This is a genomic window from Arthrobacter sp. DualSoilB13 (assembly GCF_055389195.1).
On sequence record NZ_AP035865.1, the window covers coordinates 2955923 to 2975114 of the forward strand.

Below are 19192 nucleotides of genomic sequence, written 5' to 3' on the forward strand. Positions count from 1 at the left end.
GTCAGTGAACTCGGGTTAACTGCGGGGCTCCATCAGGGGCTACTGAGCGTCAGACAGATGCGCGATGGTGGCCCGGGCTCGTCGTTGGGCTTCGGCCGGGATGTCCTTCACGATCGGTTCCAGGAAGGCGAAGCGCCGCAACCATTGACTCGACTGGCGCTCTTTCCGTGCGTTTGCCCGTTGCCACCAGTCGGCGATGTCGCCCCACCCCGGTGCGGCCAGTGAGCCTCCCACTTCCTGGACCGCCAGGGAGGCGCAAAGGTTCGCGAACCGGAGCCGGTCCCCCAGTCTCCACCCTGCCAGGCACCCCACAATGAAGGCCGCCCCGAAACAGTCCCCGGCGCCGGTGGGATCTGAGGCTGATACGGGCAGGGACGGCACCCATTCTTCTTCCCCGGTTTCTGAGTCCACTGCCACGGCGCCTTGGGGGCCGAGGGTTACCACTGCCACTGGGACGCGGTCAGCCAGCGAATACAACGCCGCCCACGGGTCCGCCTTGCCGGTGAACGCCATCGCTTCGGGAGCATTGGGAAGGAAGGCATGGAAGTTGGCCAGCTGGTCCAGCCGGCGCTCGGACCACTCCCCGGTGGGGTCCCAGCCCACCACGCCAAAGAGTTTGGTGCCTGCATCCCTGGCTGCAAGCATCCACGGTTCCATCTCCTCACCTAAATCGGCGACGGCGGCGAGCGCCTTGGGTGGCTTCCCGATCAGTTCCGAGGAGGTGATCGGGGCGGGGTGGCCGTGCGTGACCATGGACCGGTCCTGGTTTACGCACATGGATACCGTCACTGGAGAATGCCAGCCCGAAACCCGCTGCGAGAGTGAGAGGTCAACGTGCTCCTGGCTTTCCAGGATCTGCCAGTTGTAGTCGCCGTAGCCGTCGTCCCCGAACGTTGCCGCGAGGTTGGTTCGCAAGCCGAGCCGCGCGGCAGCAATGGCTTGGTTGGCCACACCGCCGGGGCAGCTGCCCATGCCATCGCTCCACACCTCCGTGCCGGGTTCGGGTGCGTGCGGAAGTCCGGTAAAGATGATGTCTTGGAAAACCGTGCCGGTCAGGAGGAGGTCACACTGGTGGTCCCCGTCAGACCGCACGGCAGCCAGGGGGTCGAATCGTCGCTGGGGCATAGCGTCCATGCACGGCAGACTACGCTGCACGTGCTGGGCTGCATAGACTTGCATGCCTGCATAGACTCGGACCATGCGGCTCATGATCGCCGGTGGCGGCGGATTCCGGGTTCCCCTCGTGTACCGGGCTTTGTGTGAGGGACCTTTCGCAGGTTTGGTGGACGAGCTTGTTCTCTTTGACGTGGATGAATTACGGCTCGCTGCCATTGAGGCGGTGCTTCGCGACATGCCCACGGGCGGTTCCGGGCCCGTCGTCGTTGTTTCCACGGATCTTGGGCAGGCACTCACCGGCACGGACATGGTGTTCGCGGCGATCAGACCCGGTGGTACCGCGGGGAGGATCGCGGACGAACAGATTCCCCTGAGGTTGGGGTTGCTGGGCCAGGAGACCACCGGCGCCGGCGGCATCTCCTATGCGCTGCGCTCCATCCCCCGGATGCTGGAACTCGCTGAGGCCATGCGGGAGTATTGCCCCGATGCGTGGCTCATCAACTTCACCAATCCGGCCGGCATGGTTACCGAGGCTTTGGTGCCGGTTTTGGGTAACCGGGTGATCGGCATCTGCGATTCCGCCGGAGGATTGGTCCAGCGTGCTGCCCGCGCCGCCGGGGCCCCCCTTGCTGAAGGGCACCTCGACGGCGTGGGCTACTTCGGGCTGAACCACCTCGGCTGGCTTTACCGGCTGGCACCCGCTGGACGGGACCTCTTACCGGATCTGCTGTCTGATCACGGTGCACTTGAAACCATGGAGGAGGGCCGCTTGTTCGGGCAGCACACCCTCCTTCTCCTTGGCTGCCTGCCCAACGAATACCTTTACTACTACTACCAAACGTCGCAGGCCACCCAGGCCATTGGACAGCAGCAGCAAACCCGCGGGGCGTCCATCCACGGCCAGCAACAGTTGCTGTACCCGTCGCTTCTCCATGCTTCACAGCCATACCGGCTGTGGGATGACGCCCGGCGCTCCCGGGAGGAAGGTTACCTGGCAGAAGCGAGGACCCACGGGGAACAGCGGGACGAGTCCGATCTCGCAGGAGGCGGATACGAACGTGTAGCGCTTTCGGCAATGCGTGCGCTGTCCGGCGGAGGTAGGGCGCAGTTGATCCTCAATGTGCCCAACTCGCCGGTGTCTCCCACTGGGCCCGCTGCCGAGGCGGCGGTGCCCGGACTGCCTGGGGACGCCGTCGTCGAGGTTCCCTGCGAGGTAACGCCCGACGGCGCGTTGCCGCTGGCCCAGGACCGGCCGGACGGGCAGTTCCTCACCCTGATGCAGCACATCAAGGAGGTGGAGCGGCTGACAATCCGCGCCGTGGTGTCCGGCGAGCGCGAGGCAGCTGTGGAAGCCTTTGCGGCACATCCCCTGGTAGGTTCGCTCGCCCTGGGCCGGCAACTGCTTGACGGATACGAGGCCGCTTTTCCTGAATTAACCCAGCTGTGGGCCTAAAGTTTTCGGTACATCACGTGCAAGCCCACGTAGCCGATTTCAGGGTGGTTGAAGGCTTCAGGCACCGTAGCCAGAATCTTGAAACCCATGGACTGCCACAACCACACGGCACGCACGTTGCTCTCCACCACGGCGTTGTACTGCATGGAACGGAAGCCTGCCGCTTTCGCTTCGCTCAGTGAGTAGGCGCACAGGGCCCTGGCAATACCTTGACCCGAGTTGTTGGCCCCCACCATGTATCCGGCGTTGGCAACATGGCTTCCACCACCGGCTTGATTGGCGTGGAACTCCCCTGTTCCCAGGATCTCGCCGCTGCCCTGGCGCACAGCAACGAAGGTCTGGCCGGGAGCTTCCTTCACCCATTTGCTCCTGGCCACCTCTTCTGTGGTGTCGCGATCCCATGTGAAGGTCTCGCCCTCGCGGATCACCGGCTGCAGGATCGACCACATTCCGGGCCAGTCCTCAGGTGTTGCTTTACGGATGTCAAAAGATTGTTCTTGGCTCACAGCGGCCACGCTAGCAGTCTTGTCCACATAGCGAAGCTTGCCCGGCTGAGGACTCAACGGCAGGAGTAATGTTTTCTGCAGCGCAAAGTTGAATTTGCTGTGATCGTGAGGAGGTCCCGGATGCCGTTGATCCGTCGTGTGGCCTTTCTGTCCCTCCATACCTCCCCCATGGAGCAGCCCGGCGCGGGAGATGCCGGCGGAATGAACGTTTACGTGCGCGCCTTGGCCATGGCACTTGCGGAGTCCGGGGTGGAGGTGGAAATCTTCACGCGATCCACCAAAGCCGGCCAGCCCGCCGTCGAGCACCCTGGCCCCGGCGTCTGCGTACACAACGTCATGGCAGGACCACGCCGCAAACTGCCCAAGGAAGAACTGCCGGCACTTCTGCACCACATGGTCGAGGAAATCGACAAAATCCGCCACCAACAGCTCCACGGCCGCTACGACGCCATCCACTCCCACTACTGGGTTTCAGGCGTGGCAGGGCTCGAGCTCTCAGAACTCTGGGGCGTCCCCCTCATCCACACCATGCACACCATGGCCAAGGTCAAAAATCTTGTCCTGGAATCCGGTGAACGGCCTGAGCCGCGGCGCCGGGAAGACGGAGAGCAACGCATTGTGGACGGCGCTTCGAGGCTGGTTGCCAATACTCCTGCCGAAGCGGAGGAATTGGTTTCACACTACGGGGCGGATCCTGACCGGATAGATGTAGCCCCGCCGGGAGTGGACCTCAAGGTGTTCACGCCCTCGTTCCGGCGAAAATCGCGTTCATTGCGGGGCATCAGGCCGGACAGCTTCCACATCCTCTTTGCCGGCAGGATCCAGCGGCTCAAAGGTCCCCAGGTATTCGTCAAGGCGGCCGGCATACTCCGAAAACGCCGGCCGGACATTGATTTGGAAATGACCATACTGGGCTCTCTGAGCGGGGCGAAGGACTTCAACCTCCAGCACATCATTGAAGACGCTGGACTCTCCGACGTCGTTACTCACCGGCCGCCTGTTGTGGCACCGGAGCTGGCCAGCTGGTTCCGGTCAGCAGATGTGGTGGTGATGCCCTCCTTCAGCGAGTCCTTCGGTTTGGTGGCGTTGGAAGCACAGGCGTGCGGTACACCTGTGGTGGCCACCAATGTTGGTGGTCTCTCCCGCGCCATCTCCGACGGGCGAACGGGCATCCTGGTAAACGGACACGATCCTTCCGATTGGGCAGACGCCCTCGAAGATCTTTACGACGACGTCCAGACCCGCGAGGACATGGGCCGGCTCGCTGCCACCTACGCCGAGTCCTTCGGATGGCAACGCACCGCCGCCATCACGTTGGAAAGCTACCGTGAGGCTGTGGGCGGACTCTTGGTCCCGCGGCGCTGAGTCTCCGCCGGTATCTGCACCGGGGCTGATAGATTGTCGCGCACAGCGTAAACCCCCGGCAGCAGCATCCCCGCTGCGGGCAGAACCGAAGGACAAAGATGTCTGAAAACAAGGTCATGAGTGATCTTGAGATTGCCCACCACGCCACCATGCTTTCCATTGAAGAGGTGGCCGAACGCGCCGGCATTCCCGTGGATGCACTTGAGCTGTACGGGCCCTACAAGGCCAAGATCAACACGGCCAAACTGGGCCTGCCTCAGGGAAAGGCCCCCGGCAAGGTAGTGCTCGTCTCCGCCATGTCCCCCACTCCTGCCGGCGAAGGAAAGTCGACCACCACAGTGGGACTCGCGGATTCCCTGGCCCGCGCAGGCCACAACGTGATGATCGCCCTGCGTGAGCCCTCTCTCGGTCCGATTCTGGGCATGAAAGGTGGAGCCACGGGCGGTGGGTACTCCCAGGTGTTGCCCATGGATGACATCAACCTGCATTTCACGGGCGACTTCCACGCCATCACATCGGCAAACAACGCCCTCATGGCCTTAGTGGATAACCACATTTTCCAAGGCAACCACCTCGGCATCGACCCGCGCCGCATGACGTTCAAACGCGTGCTGGACATGAACGACCGCGCCCTGCGGGAAGTCATCATCGGACTCGGCGGCCCCATGCAGGGAGTGCCCAGGCAAGACGGCTTCGATATCACCGTGGCCTCGGAAATCATGGCAGTCTTCTGCCTCGCCTCAGATCTCGACGATCTTCGGGACCGGCTGGGACGCATCACCTTCGGGTACACCTACGACCGCACGCCAGTCACGGTTTCGGACCTCGGCGTCGAAGGTGCCCTCACCATGCTCTTGAAAGACGCCGTCAAGCCCAACCTCGTCCAAACCATCGCAGGGACTCCCGCGTTGGTCCATGGCGGTCCCTTCGCGAACATTGCCCACGGGTGCAATTCGTTGATCGCCACCCGCACCGCAATGCAGCTCGCCGACGTCGTGGTCACTGAGGCCGGCTTCGGCGCGGACCTTGGCGCCGAGAAATACATGGACATCAAGGCGCGCATCGCCGACGTGGCGCCATCCGCCGTCGTGGTGGTGGCAACCATCCGCGCGCTCAAGATGCAGGGCGGCGTTGCCAAGGAAAATCTCAGCGAGCCAAACATCGAAGCCGTGGCGGCCGGCGTCGAGAATTTGAAAAGGCACGTGGGAAACGTGGCAAAGTTCGGTATTTCCCCCGTTGTGTCCATCAACAAATTCGGAACGGACAGTCCGGAGGAACTTCAGTGGCTCCTTGCCTGGTGCGCCGCGGAAGGCGTTCAGGCGGCGGTTGCCGATGTTTGGGGGCGCGGTGGCGGAGGCGACGGTGGTGATGAGCTCGCCGCCAAGGTGGCAGCCGCACTGGATGTGCCAACCGACTTCCACCACCTCTACCCGCTGGAACTCAGTGTTGAGGACAAGATCCGGACGATCGCGCAGGAGATCTACGGGGCCGACGGGGTGGAATTCTCCGTGCCGGCAATAAAACGTCTCGCCGAGATCGAGAAGAACGGCTGGTCAGAGCTCCCCGTGTGTATGGCCAAGACACAATACTCCTTCACCGACGATGCGTCCCGGCTGGGTGCGCCCAAAGGATTCCGCGTGCACGTTCGCGATCTGATTCCCAAGACCGGTGCTGGATTCATCGTTGCGCTGACCGGTGCGGTGATGACCATGCCCGGCCTTCCCAAGGAACCGGCCGCCATGCGCATGGATGTGGATGTCGACGGCAACCCTACCGGCCTCTTCTAACCCTCTCTCACATCCCAGGCCCTACACCCCAACCGTCTCTCACTTCATTGAGGAAAGGGATAGAGCGTTGCGCTCAGAGGGCAGGGATCTGATAGAGCGTTGGGTACGGCAAACGCCCCCGTATCGGAAGACGAGGGCGTTTGGCGTCGCGCGGTTTGGCGCTTGGTAAGGCGGGGTGTTTAGCGTTCGATGTCGCCGCGGATGAAGGCTTCAACCTTGTCGCGGGCGATGTCGTCGTTGAACTGCTCCGGCGGCGACTTCATGAAGTAGCTGGATGCGGAGAGCAGCGGGCCGCCGATTCCGCGGTCCAGGCCGATCTTCGCAGCGCGGATGGCGTCAATGATCACACCGGCAGAGTTCGGGGAGTCCCACACTTCGAGCTTGTACTCGAGCGAAACAGGGGCGTCACCGAAGTTACGGCCTTCAAGGCGGACGAAGGCCCACTTGCGGTCATCGAGCCAGGCAACGTAGTCGGACGGTCCGATGTGGACGTCGTCGGCGTGCAGCTCAGCCTCAACGTTGGAGGTGACGGCCTGGGTCTTGGAGATCTTCTTGGACTCGAGGCGATCGCGCTCAAGCATGTTCTTGAAGTCCATGTTGCCGCCAACGTTCAGCTGGTACGTGCGGTCCAGGGTGACGCCGCGGTCTTCGAACAGCTTGGCCATGACACGGTGGGTGATGGTGGCACCGATCTGGCTCTTGATGTCGTCGCCCACAATCGGGACGCCGGCTTCGGTGAATTTGTCAGCCCACTCCTTGGTCCCGGCGATGAAAACGGGCAAGGCGTTGACAAAGGCCACGCCTGCGTCGATGGCGCACTGGGCGTAGAACTTGGCGGCCTGGTCCGAACCGACGGGCAGGTAGCAGACCATAACGTCTGCTTTGGCTTCGCGGAGCGCGGCAACGATGTCTACAGCTTCTTCCGGAGCCTCCACGATCGTCTCGCGGTAGTACTTGCCCAGACCATCGAGGGTGTGACCGCGCTGGACAGTCACGCCTGTTGCGGGAACGTCGGCGATCTTGATGGTGTTGTTTTCGCTGGCACCGATGGCGTCAGCGAGGTCGAGCCCAACCTTCTTGCTATCGACATCGAAAGCAGCAACGAAGTGAACGTCGTTGACGTGGTACTGGCCGAACTCGACGTGCATCAGACCCGGGATCGTGGCCTTGGGGTCAGCGTCGCGATAGTACTGAACACCTTGGACCAGCGATGCGGCGCAGTTGCCTACGCCGACAATGGCAACACGAATCGGATGTGAAGACACGGAACTCCTTTTTGAGAACTAACCTCAGGTGCCAGGCGCATCCCTGACTGAGTCCAGGGCACGGCTGAGTGGCACGGCGCCATTCGGCGCACACTTGCATTGTAACCAACACAGCGGAAGCCGGTTTTGTTCCCTCCCGGCCTCCGCTGTTTATGTCAGTTGTTGAAGGCTACTTCTGAGCCCAAAGGTTGATGTCCGATTCCACAGCAAATTCGTCAATGGCCGTGAGCTCTTCGCTGGTGAACCCCAGGTTGTTGATCGCGCTGAGCGTGTCCTCAAGCTGGGCAACGCTGGAAGCACCAATCAGGGCTGAGGTCACCGGCGAACCCTTGGGCTGATCACGCAGGATCCACGCGATGGCCATCTGGGCAAGGGTCTGCCCACGCCCTTCGGCTATGGCGTTCATGCCCCGCACGCGGTCGAGTTTGTCTTCAGTGAGTGCAGATTCGGACAGGAACCGTTCTTTGGCGGCCCGCGAATCGGCCGGCACACCGTTGAGGTACCGGTTGGTGAGCATGCCCTGCGCCAGCGGCGAGAAAGCGATGGAACCGGCGCCCACCTGGTCCAAGGCCTCGTACAGGTTGGGTGAGCCGTTCTCCGTCCACCGGTTCAGCATGGAGTAGCTGGGCTGGTGGATGAGAAGAGGAGTGCCGAGTTCCTTGAGGATCCGGGCGGCTTCGATCGTCTGTTCCGGCGTGTAGGAAGAGATTCCCGCGTACAGTGCCTTGCCGGACCGGACTGCATAGTCCAAAGCGCCCATGGTTTCTTCCAGTGGAGTTTCAGGATCGGGGCGGTGGCTGTAGAAGATGTCCACGTAATCCAGGCCCATGCGCTCCAGCGACTGGTCCAGGCTGGAGATCAGGTATTTGCGGGATCCCCACTCGCCGTACGGGCCGGGCCACATGTAGTAACCGGCTTTGGTGGAGATGACCAGTTCGTCACGGTACGGCTTGAAGTCGTCCTTGAGGTGACGGCCGAAGTTTGTCTCTGCCGAGCCATCCGGCGGACCGTAGTTGTTGGCGAGGTCAAAGTGGTTGACACCGAGATCGAACGCACGGCGCAGGATGGCGCGTTGTTCGTCGAATCGTTTGTCATCGCCGAAGTTGTGCCAGAGGCCCAACGAGATGGCGGGGAGTTTGAGTCCGCTGCGTCCGACGCGGCGGTAGGGCATGGTTTCGTAGCGGTTTTCCGCGGCCGAATAAGTCATACGTACCATCCTGCCACTGCAGAAACAGTGGTGACGGCGCCGTCCGCCATGTGGGCGCCGTCACCTCAATTTCTGTGGCTTACTGGACGCGCACGACGGCGGCGCTACCGCCGGGAAGGGTCAGCGTCCCGTCGTTCAGCGCTGCTTCGTCGTCGGTAGCCAGCAACACGGAGCCATTCAATGGCGTGCCCAGTGCTTCGTCCCCGAAGTTGCAGACTACCCGGATGGGGCCGCGGGAGAACTGGAGCCAGTGCTCGTCGTCGTCAAACTCAACGTGTGTCTCGCCGAAGCCGCCGTCCACCAATTCCGGAGTGTTGCGGCGCAGCTGTGCCAAATCCTTGTACAGCTGCAGCAAGCGTGCGTGCTCACCTTCGCCGGCTTCGTCCCACTTGAGTTTGGAGCGCTGGAACGTCTGAGGATCCTGCGGGTCAGGAACAACCGCCGGGTCCCATCCCATACGTTCGAATTCCTTGATTCGCCCTTCTGCTGTAGCTTTGCCGAGCTCAGGTTCCGGGTGGGAGGTGAAGAACTGCCATGGAGTGGAGGCAGCAAATTCCTCACCCATGAACAGCATGGGCGTGAAGGGGGATGTCATGGTCAGCACAGCACCGATGGCCAGCTTTCCGTACGACAACGACGCAGTGAGGCGGTCCCCGGTGGCCCTGTTCCCGATTTGGTCGTGGTTCTGCAGGCAGACCACAAGCGCGGAAGGGTGGGCCATATCGCGGCGGATCGGGCGGCCGTGGTGCCTGCCCCGGAAGCTGGAGTAGCTGCCGTCGTGGAGGAATCCATGTTCCAGGACCTTGGCCAACACTGCGAGCGAGTCAAAGTCCGCGTAGTAGCCGGTGGTTTCCCCGCTGAGGTTGACGTGGACGGCGTGATGGAAGTCGTCGCTCCACTGGCCTTCCAAGCCGTAGCCGTTGTCTTGCCGCGGGTAGATGAGCCGCGGGTTGTTCAAATCCGATTCCGCAATCAGCGTCCTGGGGATTCCGGTGGCTGCCTCCACCTCGTCTCCCAGCGCGCCGAATTCCTCAAGGATGTGCACGGCACGCTCATCACGCAACGCGTGCACGGCATCGAGGCGGAGTCCGTCCACGTGGTAATCCCGAAGCCACATCTCTGCGTTCTCCAGGATGTATCGACGAACATCGTCCGAGCCGGGGCCGTCAAGGTTCACGGAGTCACCCCAGGTGTTGCCCTCCCCCGATTTCAGGTAGGGGCCGAACTTGGGCAGGTAGTTGCCGCTTGGACCGAGGTGGTTGTAGACGACGTCCTGAATAACGCCCAAGCCCGCGGCATGCGCTGCATCCACAAAGCGTTGGTAGGCGGCGGGGCCACCATACGGCTGGTGCACGGCGTACCAAAGGACGCCGTCATAACCCCAGTTGTGAACACCATTGAATCCGTTGACCGGGAGTAGCTCTACGAAGTCGACGCCAAGGTCCACCAAATACTTCAGTTTCTCGGCTGCGGCATCCAGCGTGCCTTCCGCGGTGAAGGTGCCGAGGTGTAGCTCATAGATGACCGAACCCTTGAGGCTCCGGCCTTTCCATTCGCTGTCCTTCCACTCATGGGCGGAAGGATCGAAGGTCGCTGACAGACCATGGACCCCGTCCGGCTGCCTCCGCGAGCGCGGATCGGGAAACGGTCCCTCGCCGTCCACGATGTAGCCGTACCGCACGTCGTCGCCATCCTGGGCCACTGCGTCAGCAGGCGCCCGCCACCAACCGGCTGCGGCGCCGTCGTGATGCCTCTCCATGGAGTACTCGTGGCCTCCGGCGAGCAACTGAACCGAATCCGCATTCGGAGCCCAGACGTCGTAAAGATTCTTTCCAGCAGCGTGCTCCAGCATCATGCTCCCCTGTACGTGTTTCAAGCGTGCTTTGCAATGACGGTGTTGACGGTGCGATCACCGCTATTCGGTGATCGCACCGTCCGGAAATCAGTCCGTAGGGACCAACAAAGCCACCGGGTAATGCTCCAGCAAGGTGGCCAGAGGGACGGCGCCTGCCCCGTAGCTGACCCCGGTGAGTTCGTCCCGGCAGGCCACCGTCAATTCAATGGCCGTGTCCCGCCAGCCGCCTTCACTGGCCAGCCGCTTGGGCAGGCGGGTGGCAACGGTGAGAGCTCCACGATGTTCGGCTCCCCGGTCGAAGGCCACCACGTGTCCCGCAGCGGCGCCTTGGGCAGCCACCGGGAGGTAGCCGGCGAACAGTTCCGGCCTGTCGCGCCGTAGCCTCAGGGCACGCGAGGTCACCAGCAGTTTGGCGGCTTCATCGGTGAATGCGGGCTTGGCGCCGCCGTCCAACTCTTCCAGGGCTGCGATCCGAGCCTTGAAGTCCACGGGACGCCGGTTGTCGGGGTCGGTCAGCGAACCGTCCCTGAATTCAGTGCCTTGGTAGACGTCCGGAACGCCGGGCATGGTCAGCTGGATCAACTTGGCGGACAACGAGTTGGATGTTCCATACGGTTCGAGCTCGTTGATGAAGTTCGTCAGGGCGGCTGCAACCTCCGGAACATCGAAGACGGCGTCGACGGCGGCCGCCAACTGGCGTTCGAAATCCTGGTTGGGATCGGTCCAGTTGGTGGAATTGCCGGCTTCCCGTGCCGCTTTCAAGGCGTAGGACTGCAACCGTTGGCGATCTGCCGGCCACGCGCCTGCGATGGATTGCCAGACCAAGGCCGAGAGGGGCCCATCGGGGATGGGCGCGAGCTCATGGACGATTCCGAGGAAGAGCTCCCATTCCGGTACGGCCTCGGAGATCACCGAGATCCTGGCCCTCGCATCCTCGCTCCGTTTGGTGTCGTGGGTGCTCAGCGTTGTCATGGACAGCGGCAAGAGCTGCTGCCTCCGGGCCATGCGTTCGTGGAAGACATTGCCGGGAATGGAGAACTCCGTGGGATCCGCACCCACTTCCGTCAGTGACCCTAGACGGGTGTACCGGAAAAATGCGGTGTCCTCCACACCCTTGGCCATCACCATGCCGGACGTCTGTTGGAAACGCCGGGCCAGCAGGCTGGACTCATCCAGCAAGAGCGGCTGAAGCCCGCTAAGGACAGCTGCCAGGTCAGGGCGCTGCTTGGCGGCGTTCTCCACGGACTCGATCAGCGTTTTCCCACCATAGGGCAGATACGTCCTGTAGATGGGGAAACAGCAGATGACTTCAGCCAAGGCATCGGCTACCTTCGCGAACGGCAGCTCCAAGGATTCAGGCACAAGGCGGGCCAGCCTTAGGACTTCCGATCTCAGGATGCCGTCGGCGATCCGGCGCTTGGTCGCATGGATCATGGAGTGGTAGTCCGCGGGAGCATCTGCATTCCGGAGTCGGGCATCGAGGGAGTTCAGATATTCCTCTGCCGCCGGATCCACGAAAAGGCGGTCGACGTCGGCCAAGGCGTCGTATCCCGTGGTCCCTTCGCACTCGAAGGTATCCGGCAATTGCTCCCCCGGTTCCAGGATCTTCTCCACCAGAAGGTAGGAGCCACCAGTAGCTTCGCGCAACCTTGCGAGGTAGCCCTCGGGGTCGGCCAGACCATCGGGGTGGTCGATCCTCAGCCCGTCCACCAGTCCTTCACGGAACCAGCGGACGATCTCTGCGTGGGACTCGTCAAAGACCCATGGAACTTCGACTCGTAAGCCGGCCAAGGTGTTCACTGCGAAGAAGCGGCGGTAGTTCAGATCGGCGTCGGCGCGGCGCCAGCCAACCAACTCGTAGTGCTGCCGTTCGTGGACCTCACGCGGGTTGTCCCCGGCCGTGTACGTCCCCTCTGCCAAGGGGAAACTGTGATCGTAGTAACGCAGTTCGTCGTCCACGATTTTCAGTTCATCAAGGTCGTCATCACTTCCCAGGACCGGGATGCGGATCTTCCCCCCGCCAAAGTCCCAGTCGACGTCGAAAGCCTCGGCGTACTTTGAACCCTGGCCTTCCTTGAGCAGCTGCCACCACCAGGCGTTTTGCTTCGGCGAAGCGACACCCATGTGATTGGGGACGATGTCGGCAAGAACGCCCAGGCCTTTGTCTTTGGCAGCACGGGACAACGCGGCTAGTCCTTCGGAGCCTCCGCGGGAGGGGTCGACGGTGGAGGGATCGGTCACGTCATAGCCGTGATCGGAACCCTTTTCCGCTGTCAGGATGGGTGAAACATAGACCCAATCAATTCCCAGGGATTGCAGGTATCCGGTGAGCTCCGCCGCATCCTGCAGGGTGAAGCTCGGCCGGATCTGGAGTCGATACGTGGAGACAGGCGTCCTCATGATCCAGGCTCCTTCGTTTCATCTGCCTTTTCGTCGTCCTCCGGGGCTGAGCCTTTGTAATCGAAAGGCAAGGACGTCACTGCCGGGGCGGTAATGGATGCCGTCTCCGGAGTGCTCGTTTGCGTCAAAGCTGCGAGGGAAGCTGCCACCGAGTGATCGGGTTCAATTTCCGGGGTGCTGTGGGCACGGAGTACCACCAGCGACTTGCCGCCTACCATCAGGATCTGGTCTGGCTTGACCACGCCCGCTTCGGCGCCTTCCCCGGCGGTGTCGATCATGACGTCCCAGGCCGGCGCGTACTCGTCGGAAGGAATCCGGAAGCCTACCTCGTCCTGGTCCGCGTTGAAGTACAAGAGGAAGTTGACGTCCGTGATGCGTCGGCCCTGGGTGTCCAGGCCGTGGATGCCATCGCCGTTGAGGAACACACCAACGGAGCGCCCCAAAGCTTCGTCCCAGTCGGACGGAGACATGGTGCTGGCGTCGGCATCGAGCCATACGATGTCCGGGAGCCGTTCGCCTTCACCACGAAGCACGGGACGGCCATCGAAGAAGCGGCTGCGGCGCAGGCTGGGGTGTTTGGCACGGAGCGCGCTGACCGCGGCAGTGAACTCGATCAGCGGCTGGTCCACGTTCTCCCAGTTGATCCAGGTGAGTTCGGAATCCTGGCAGTAACCGTTGTTGTTGCCGTTTTGCGTCCTGCCCAGTTCGTCGCCGTGCAGCAGCATGGGGACGCCCTGGGACAGGAACAGCGAGGCAATGAAGTTACGCTGCTGGCGGGCCCTGAGGCCAAGGACGGTGGGATCGTCCGTGGGTCCTTCTGCGCCGCAGTTCCAGGAACGGTTGTGGGACTCGCCGTCGTTGTTGTCTTCGCCGTTGGCCTCATTGTGTTTCTCGTTGTAGGACACAAGGTCGGCCAGCGTGAAGCCATCGTGCGCGGTGACGAAGTTAATGGACGCCACGGGTCGACGGCCAGAGTGCTCGTAGAGGTCCGCCGATCCGGTCAGACGTGAAGCGAACTCGCCAAGGGTGGAAGGTTCGCCGCGCCAGAAGTCACGGACCGTGTCGCGGTATTGGCCGTTCCATTCTGTCCACTGAGGCGGGAAGTTGCCCACTTGGTACCCACCGGGCCCAACGTCCCACGGCTCAGCGATGAGCTTCACCTGGGAGACTACCGGGTCCTGCTGGATGAGTTCGAAGAAGGTGGAGAGTTTGTCCACGTCGTAGAACTCACGTGCCAGCGTTGAGGCGAGGTCGAATCGGAATCCGTCCACGTGCATCTCGGTCACCCAGTAGCGCAGGGAGTCCATGAGCAGTTGGAGGGAGTGGGGGCTGCGGACGTTAAGCGAGTTGCCCGTGCCGGTGTAATCCATGTAGTACTTCTGGTCGTCTTCCACCAGGCGGTAGTACGCGGAGTTGTCGATGCCCTTGAAGGACAGTGTGGGTCCGAGGTGGTTTCCCTCGGCTGTGTGGTTGTACACGACATCGAGGATGACCTCGATGCCAGCCGTATGCAGCGCCCGCACCATGGCTTTGAAGTCCTGGACCTGCTGTCCAGTGTCTCCCTTGGAGCTGTAGCTGTTGTGGGGTGCGAAGAACCCGATGGTGTTATAGCCCCAGTAGTTGTTCAGGCCCTTGTCCTGCAGAATGCCGTCGTTGACGAACTGGTGCACCGGCATGAGTTCGATCGCCGTGATGCCCAGCTTCTGCAGGTGGGAAATAACCGCCGGATGCGCGACGCCGGCGTAGGTGCCGCGCTGCTCTTCGGGCACCTCGGGGTGCATCTGGGTAAGGCCCTTGACGTGTGCCTCATAGATCACGGACTTGTGATACGGAATGCGCAGGAGTTTGTCGCCGTCCCAGTCAAAGAAGGGGTTGATAACAACGCCCAGCATCATGTGCGGCGCAGAGTCCTCATCATTTCGCGAATCTGGGTCACCCATGTTGTATGAGAACAGGGACGGGTCCCAGTCAATCTGCCGGTGGATGGCCTTCGCGTAAGGATCCAGCAGCAGCTTGTTGGGGTTGAAGCGTTGGCCGGCGTCAGGGTCGTAGGGACCGTGCACCCTGTAGCCGTACTTTTGCCCCGGTTGGACCTGCGGCAGATAACAGTGCCAAACGTAACCATCTACTTCGGTAACTTCTACGCGGACTTCCCCGCCGTCGTCGTCGAAGAGACACAATTCCACTTTTTCGGCCTTCTCGCTAAACAGCGCGAAGTTGGTGCCGGTGCCGTCAAACGTGGCACCTAGCGGATAAGCCGATCCAGGCCAGACTTCCATGCGTTCTCCTCTTGATGATGCGAACAACTGTTGCAAGCCTACTCAAGCCCCCAGACACCGACAGCAACCTTAGGGTATTGTTCGGTCGTATTCCGCGTTGAGCGAACCAATGACGCGCGGAACCGCATTCATGACGGCCGAGGCTGTAATGGGACCTTCGTCAAAATGAGCGGATGCAAGGGCTCCGGCTCGCCCGTGGACGCTGGCAGCAACGGCTGCCAGAGCAGCCCAGCGGTCGGCGGGATCCAAGCCCAACGCGGCATATGCGCCGTCGTCGTGCCGTACCATCTCCGCAGACTGTGCCAACAAGGCTCCCAGCACGCCCGCCAAGACATCGCCGCTGCCCGCGGTTGCCATCCACGGGGTGCCTTCGGATTGACTGAAAACAACGCCCGACGGCGACGCCACCAGTGTGGTGGCACCCTTCAGGAGCACTGTGGCGCCGGTTTGTTGGGCGGCCTGCCGCACATAGTGCAGGGTACGGGATTCGACGTCGTCGCGGGTTACCTCTATTTCGCCCGTCGAAGGAAGCGAGTTCAACAACGCAGCCAGCTCTCCGGCGTGAGGTGTCAGGATCCAGTGGGCCGGGCAGCGTTCCGGCAGGAGGCTCAAAGCTCCGGCATCTACAACCACGGGCAAATCGTTGGTGAGGGCCGACGCACCGGCGTCCCTTGCCCGTTGCAGCTGCTCCTCGCCGTCCACCCCGGATCCCAGCAGCCACGCTTGGACGCGGCCGGGGTTGTCGGTCTCCCAAAGGGCTTCCGGGGTTCGCGCGAGCACCAGCTGCGCCGCGTCCCGGGGCCCGTTGTAGCGCACCATTCCCGCCCCCGAGAGGGCGGCAGCGTGGACACTCAGGACAGCAGCTCCGGCAAAGCGCGCAGAACCGGCGACTACGCCCAACACGCCCCGCGAATATTTGTGGGCGCGCCGGCCAGGATGGGGCAGCAAGGCTCCAAGGTCCGAGGCAGTGAGGCGTCGAAGCTCAGGGCGGTAGCGTTCCAAAGAATTCTCAATGCCGATGGGTATCAGCTCCACGCGCCCGGCACACCCTTCACCCGGGTCAGTCATCAGCCCGGCCTTGATACCGCCAAACGTCACGGTCACATCCGCACCAAGCACCGGCCAATGCACTTCGCCGGTGTTGGCGTCCAGTCCACTGGGAAGGTCGCAGGCCACTACCAACTGTGGACGCAACTCTTGAAGCGAAGCCACCAGTTCGGCAGAGGCGTCCCGCAGCCCACCGCGCGCACCGGTCCCGAGCAGGGCATCAATAATGACGTCATGGCCCGCGCACAGGACGGCCAGCTCTTCCGCGTTAGCGGCCTCCAACGCCACAACAGTTCCGCCTACGGCGACTAAAGCAGCCAGCGCCTCCGGGTGTACTTCAGCGGCGGCGAGTACCGCCGTCGCTCGGACACCGCGGCGGGCAAGGAAAGCTGCAGCGAACATGCCGTCGCCACCGTTATTACCCTTCCCAACCAGCACTGCAACACTCGCCCCTGCAAGCTTCCGCTTGCTTTTGACCTCGCGAGCCACAACGTGGGCCAACCCGTAGGCGGCCCGTCGCATAAGAACAGCGCCCTCACCGGAGTCCAGGAGCGGTTTTTCCGCATCCCTGATCTGTTGTCCGGTGAAGGCGCTGATCATTGCTTGTGAAGTCCCTTTAGCCTTCGGCGAGGACAGTAGCCGTAGCTATGCCGCCGTCGTGGCTCATGGACAAGTGCCAGCGCTTGACGCCCTTGGCCTCGGCAACGGCAAGCACCGTCCCCTTGACCTGGACGGTGGGTCCATTCTCATCGAGGCCGATCCAGCAATCCTGCCAGTTCATGCCTGCCGGAGCGCCCAGCACCTTGGCAACAGCTTCCTTGGCCGCGAAACGCGCCGCCAGGGACCGGGTGTTGAGTTCCCGCTCGGCAGGAACAAACAGACGGTCCCGGAGTCCCGGTGTCCGTTCCAACTGCCGACCAAACCGCTCGATGTCTACGACGTCCACGCCGATGCCAACAATCATGGCACTACTCTACGGTGACGCTCTTGGCGAGGTTACGCGGCTGATCGACGTCGTAACCCTTGGCACCGGCCAGTTCAGCAGCAAAGATCTGCAGCGGAACCGTGGTGAGCAGCGGCATCAGCAGGGTGGGGGTTTCGGGTACGTAGAAGACGTGCTCTGCGTAATCCTTGACCGATTCGTCGCCCTCTTCAGCGATGACCAGGGTCCGGGCACCACGTGCACGGACTTCCTGGATGTTGCTGACAACCTTCGAGTGCAGCGAGTCGCGGCCACGCGGGGACGGAACCACCACGAAGACCGGCTGGCCGTCGTCGATCAAAGCGATAGGACCGTGCTTGAGCTCGCCGGCGGCAAAGCCTTCAGCGTGGATGTAGGCGATTTCCTTGAGCTTCAGCGCGCCTTCAAGGGCTACCGGATAGCCAACGTGGCGGCCCAGGAACAAGACGGATTTCTCGTCCTTCATGCTGCGGGCAAGCTCACGCAGCGGCCCTGCGTTGTCCAGGATTTTCTGGATCTTGGCGGGGATCTTGTTCAGGTCCGCCAGGACATCCTTGATTTGGCCGGAGAAGATGTTGCCCCGCAACTGGGCCAGGTACAGGCCAAGCAGGTAGGCAGCAGTGATCTGCGCCAGGAACGCCTTGGTGGAAGCAACAGCGATTTCGGGGCCTGCGTGCGTGTAAAGCACAGCATCGGATTCACGCGGGATGGTGGAACCGTTGGTGTTGCAGATGGAGATTGTCTTGGCGCCCTGTTCGCGGGCGTAACGGACAGCCATCAGCGTGTCCATGGTTTCGCCCGACTGGCTGATGGAAACCACCAGGGTGTTGGAGTCAACAATGGGATCGCGGTAGCGGAACTCGTGCGCGAGCTCCACCTCGGTGGGAATGCGGCACCAGTTTTCAATGGCGTACTTGGCTACCAGACCAGCGTAGGCCGCGGTACCGCAAGCCAGCACGATGATCTTGTCCACCTGCTTGAGCAGCTCGGGGTCGATGCGGACCTCGTCCAGGGTGAGCTGGCCGTTGAGGTCCGAGCGGCCCAGGAGGGTCTGAGCTACGGCGTCCGGCTGGTCGTGGATTTCCTTCTCCATGAAGGAGCTGAAACCACCCTTTTCGGCGGAAGCCGGGTCCCAGTCAACGTGGTATTCCTTGCCCTCGGCAGGAGCGCCGAAGAAGTCGGTGATCTCCACGGAGTCCGCGGTGATGGTGACGATCTGGTCCTGACCCAGTTCGACGGCACGGCGGGTGTAGTCGATGAAGCCGGAGACGTCGGAGCCGAGGAAGTTCTCACCGTCGCCCAGGCCCACTACAAGCGGGGAGTTACGGCGGGCGGCCACGACGACGTCGGGCTGGTCAGCGTGGACGGCGAGAAGAGTGAATGCGCCCTCGAGTCGCTGGCAGGCCAGGCGCATTGCCTCGGTGAGGTTGCCGCCGTCGCCGTTGAGCTGGGTGCGGAAAATGTCGCCGATAAGTGCGGCAGCAACTTCGGTGTCCGTTTCCGACTCGAAGGTGACGCCCTTGCCCAGCAGTTCCTGCTTGAGCTCGGCGAAGTTCTCAATGATCCCGTTGTGAATGACCGCCAGCTTGCCACCGTCGGAGAGGTGCGGGTGCGCGTTACGGTCCGTGGGTCCGCCATGCGTTGCCCAACGGGTATGGCCGATGCCGGTCAGGGACTCAGGAACCGGGCTTGCTTCCAGTTCTGCGATCAAGTTGCTCAGCTTGCCGGACTTTTTACGGGAGGAGATGCTCCCGTCAGCCACTACTGCGACGCCTGCGGAGTCATAGCCGCGGTATTCCAGACGGCGCAGCCCTTCCACCACAACGTCAAGAGCGCTGTATCCAGCTGCCTTGCGAGACGAATTGCCAACATAGCCTACGATTCCACACATGGGTACAAGCGTAGCGGCTAGTGCAAACAACTGATGTGGGACATCCTCTCTCCCCCGTTT

Annotated in this window: 13 protein-coding genes; 3 read left to right on the forward strand and 10 right to left on the reverse strand. The window is 62.2% G+C overall.

Annotation, left to right across the window (positions count from 1 at the left end):
- Nucleotides 1–39: 39 nt before the first annotated feature.
- Nucleotides 40–1134, reverse strand: coding sequence for a carbohydrate kinase family protein (locus ACZ5J0_RS13595; protein ID WP_464093297.1), 1095 nt, complete (start codon nt 1132–1134; stop codon nt 40–42).
- 64 nt (nt 1135–1198) lie between these two features.
- Between ACZ5J0_RS13595 and ACZ5J0_RS13600 the strand changes: the two genes are divergently transcribed.
- A complete protein-coding gene (locus ACZ5J0_RS13600) occupies nt 1199–2569 on the forward strand; it encodes a 6-phospho-beta-glucosidase (RefSeq protein WP_464093298.1) in 1371 nt (456 codons plus the stop codon).
- Here ACZ5J0_RS13600 and ACZ5J0_RS13605 read toward each other — a convergent pair.
- Nucleotides 2566–3084, reverse strand: coding sequence for a GNAT family N-acetyltransferase (locus tag ACZ5J0_RS13605; RefSeq protein WP_142938401.1), 519 nt, complete (start codon nt 3082–3084; stop codon nt 2566–2568). The two genes, ACZ5J0_RS13600 and ACZ5J0_RS13605, sit on opposite strands and share 4 nt — an antisense overlap.
- Before the next feature lie 111 nt (nt 3085–3195).
- Here ACZ5J0_RS13605 and mshA point away from each other — a divergent pair, with 111 nt between their 5' ends.
- Nucleotides 3196–4440: a D-inositol-3-phosphate glycosyltransferase gene (gene mshA, locus ACZ5J0_RS13610; RefSeq protein ID WP_464093299.1), complete on the forward strand. Its 1245-nt coding sequence runs from the start codon at nt 3196–3198 to the stop codon at nt 4438–4440.
- A 98-nt stretch (nt 4441–4538) separates the two neighbouring features.
- Complete coding sequence (locus ACZ5J0_RS13615; protein ID WP_142938399.1) at nt 4539–6227, forward strand: formate--tetrahydrofolate ligase; 1689 nt, start codon at nt 4539–4541, stop codon at nt 6225–6227.
- 179 nt (nt 6228–6406) lie between these two features.
- Here the strand turns inward: ACZ5J0_RS13615 and ACZ5J0_RS13620 are convergent, their stop codons facing one another.
- The 8 genes from ACZ5J0_RS13620 to glmS form a co-directional block, all read right to left on the reverse strand.
- Nucleotides 6407–7492 (reverse strand): inositol-3-phosphate synthase, encoded by a 1086-nt coding sequence (locus tag ACZ5J0_RS13620; RefSeq protein ID WP_090817844.1) that lies wholly within the window; start codon nt 7490–7492, stop codon nt 6407–6409.
- A 169-nt stretch (nt 7493–7661) separates the two neighbouring features.
- Nucleotides 7662–8699 carry an L-glyceraldehyde 3-phosphate reductase gene (mgrA, locus tag ACZ5J0_RS13625; protein ID WP_464093300.1) on the reverse strand — a complete coding sequence of 346 codons (1038 nt, stop codon included), beginning with the start codon at nt 8697–8699 and terminating at the stop codon, nt 7662–7664.
- 79 nt (nt 8700–8778) lie between these two features.
- Entirely contained in the window at nt 8779–10551 is a 1773-nt protein-coding gene (gene treZ, locus ACZ5J0_RS13630; RefSeq protein ID WP_142938646.1) for a malto-oligosyltrehalose trehalohydrolase, read from the reverse strand.
- Between the two features lie 90 nt (nt 10552–10641).
- A complete protein-coding gene (gene treY, locus ACZ5J0_RS13635) occupies nt 10642–12954 on the reverse strand; it encodes a malto-oligosyltrehalose synthase (protein ID WP_464093301.1) in 2313 nt (770 codons plus the stop codon).
- Nucleotides 12951–15233, reverse strand: a complete 2283-nt coding sequence (gene glgX, locus ACZ5J0_RS13640) for a glycogen debranching protein GlgX (RefSeq protein ID WP_142938396.1) — start codon at nt 15231–15233, stop codon at nt 12951–12953. The genes treY and glgX overlap by 4 nt, the downstream gene beginning before the upstream one ends.
- A 69-nt stretch (nt 15234–15302) precedes the next feature.
- On the reverse strand, nt 15303–16880 hold the full coding sequence (locus ACZ5J0_RS13645; RefSeq protein WP_464093302.1) for an NAD(P)H-hydrate dehydratase: 1578 nt from the start codon (nt 16878–16880) through the stop codon (nt 15303–15305).
- A 16-nt stretch (nt 16881–16896) separates the two neighbouring features.
- The gene (locus ACZ5J0_RS13650) at nt 16897–17244 is read right to left on the reverse strand and encodes a holo-ACP synthase (protein ID WP_011775548.1); all 348 of its coding nucleotides are present in this window, start codon (nt 17242–17244) and stop codon (nt 16897–16899) included.
- Between the two features lie 4 nt (nt 17245–17248).
- Nucleotides 17249–19132: a glutamine--fructose-6-phosphate transaminase (isomerizing) gene (gene glmS, locus ACZ5J0_RS13655; RefSeq protein ID WP_464093303.1), complete on the reverse strand. Its 1884-nt coding sequence runs from the start codon at nt 19130–19132 to the stop codon at nt 17249–17251.
- Nucleotides 19133–19192: the final 60 nt, after the last annotated feature.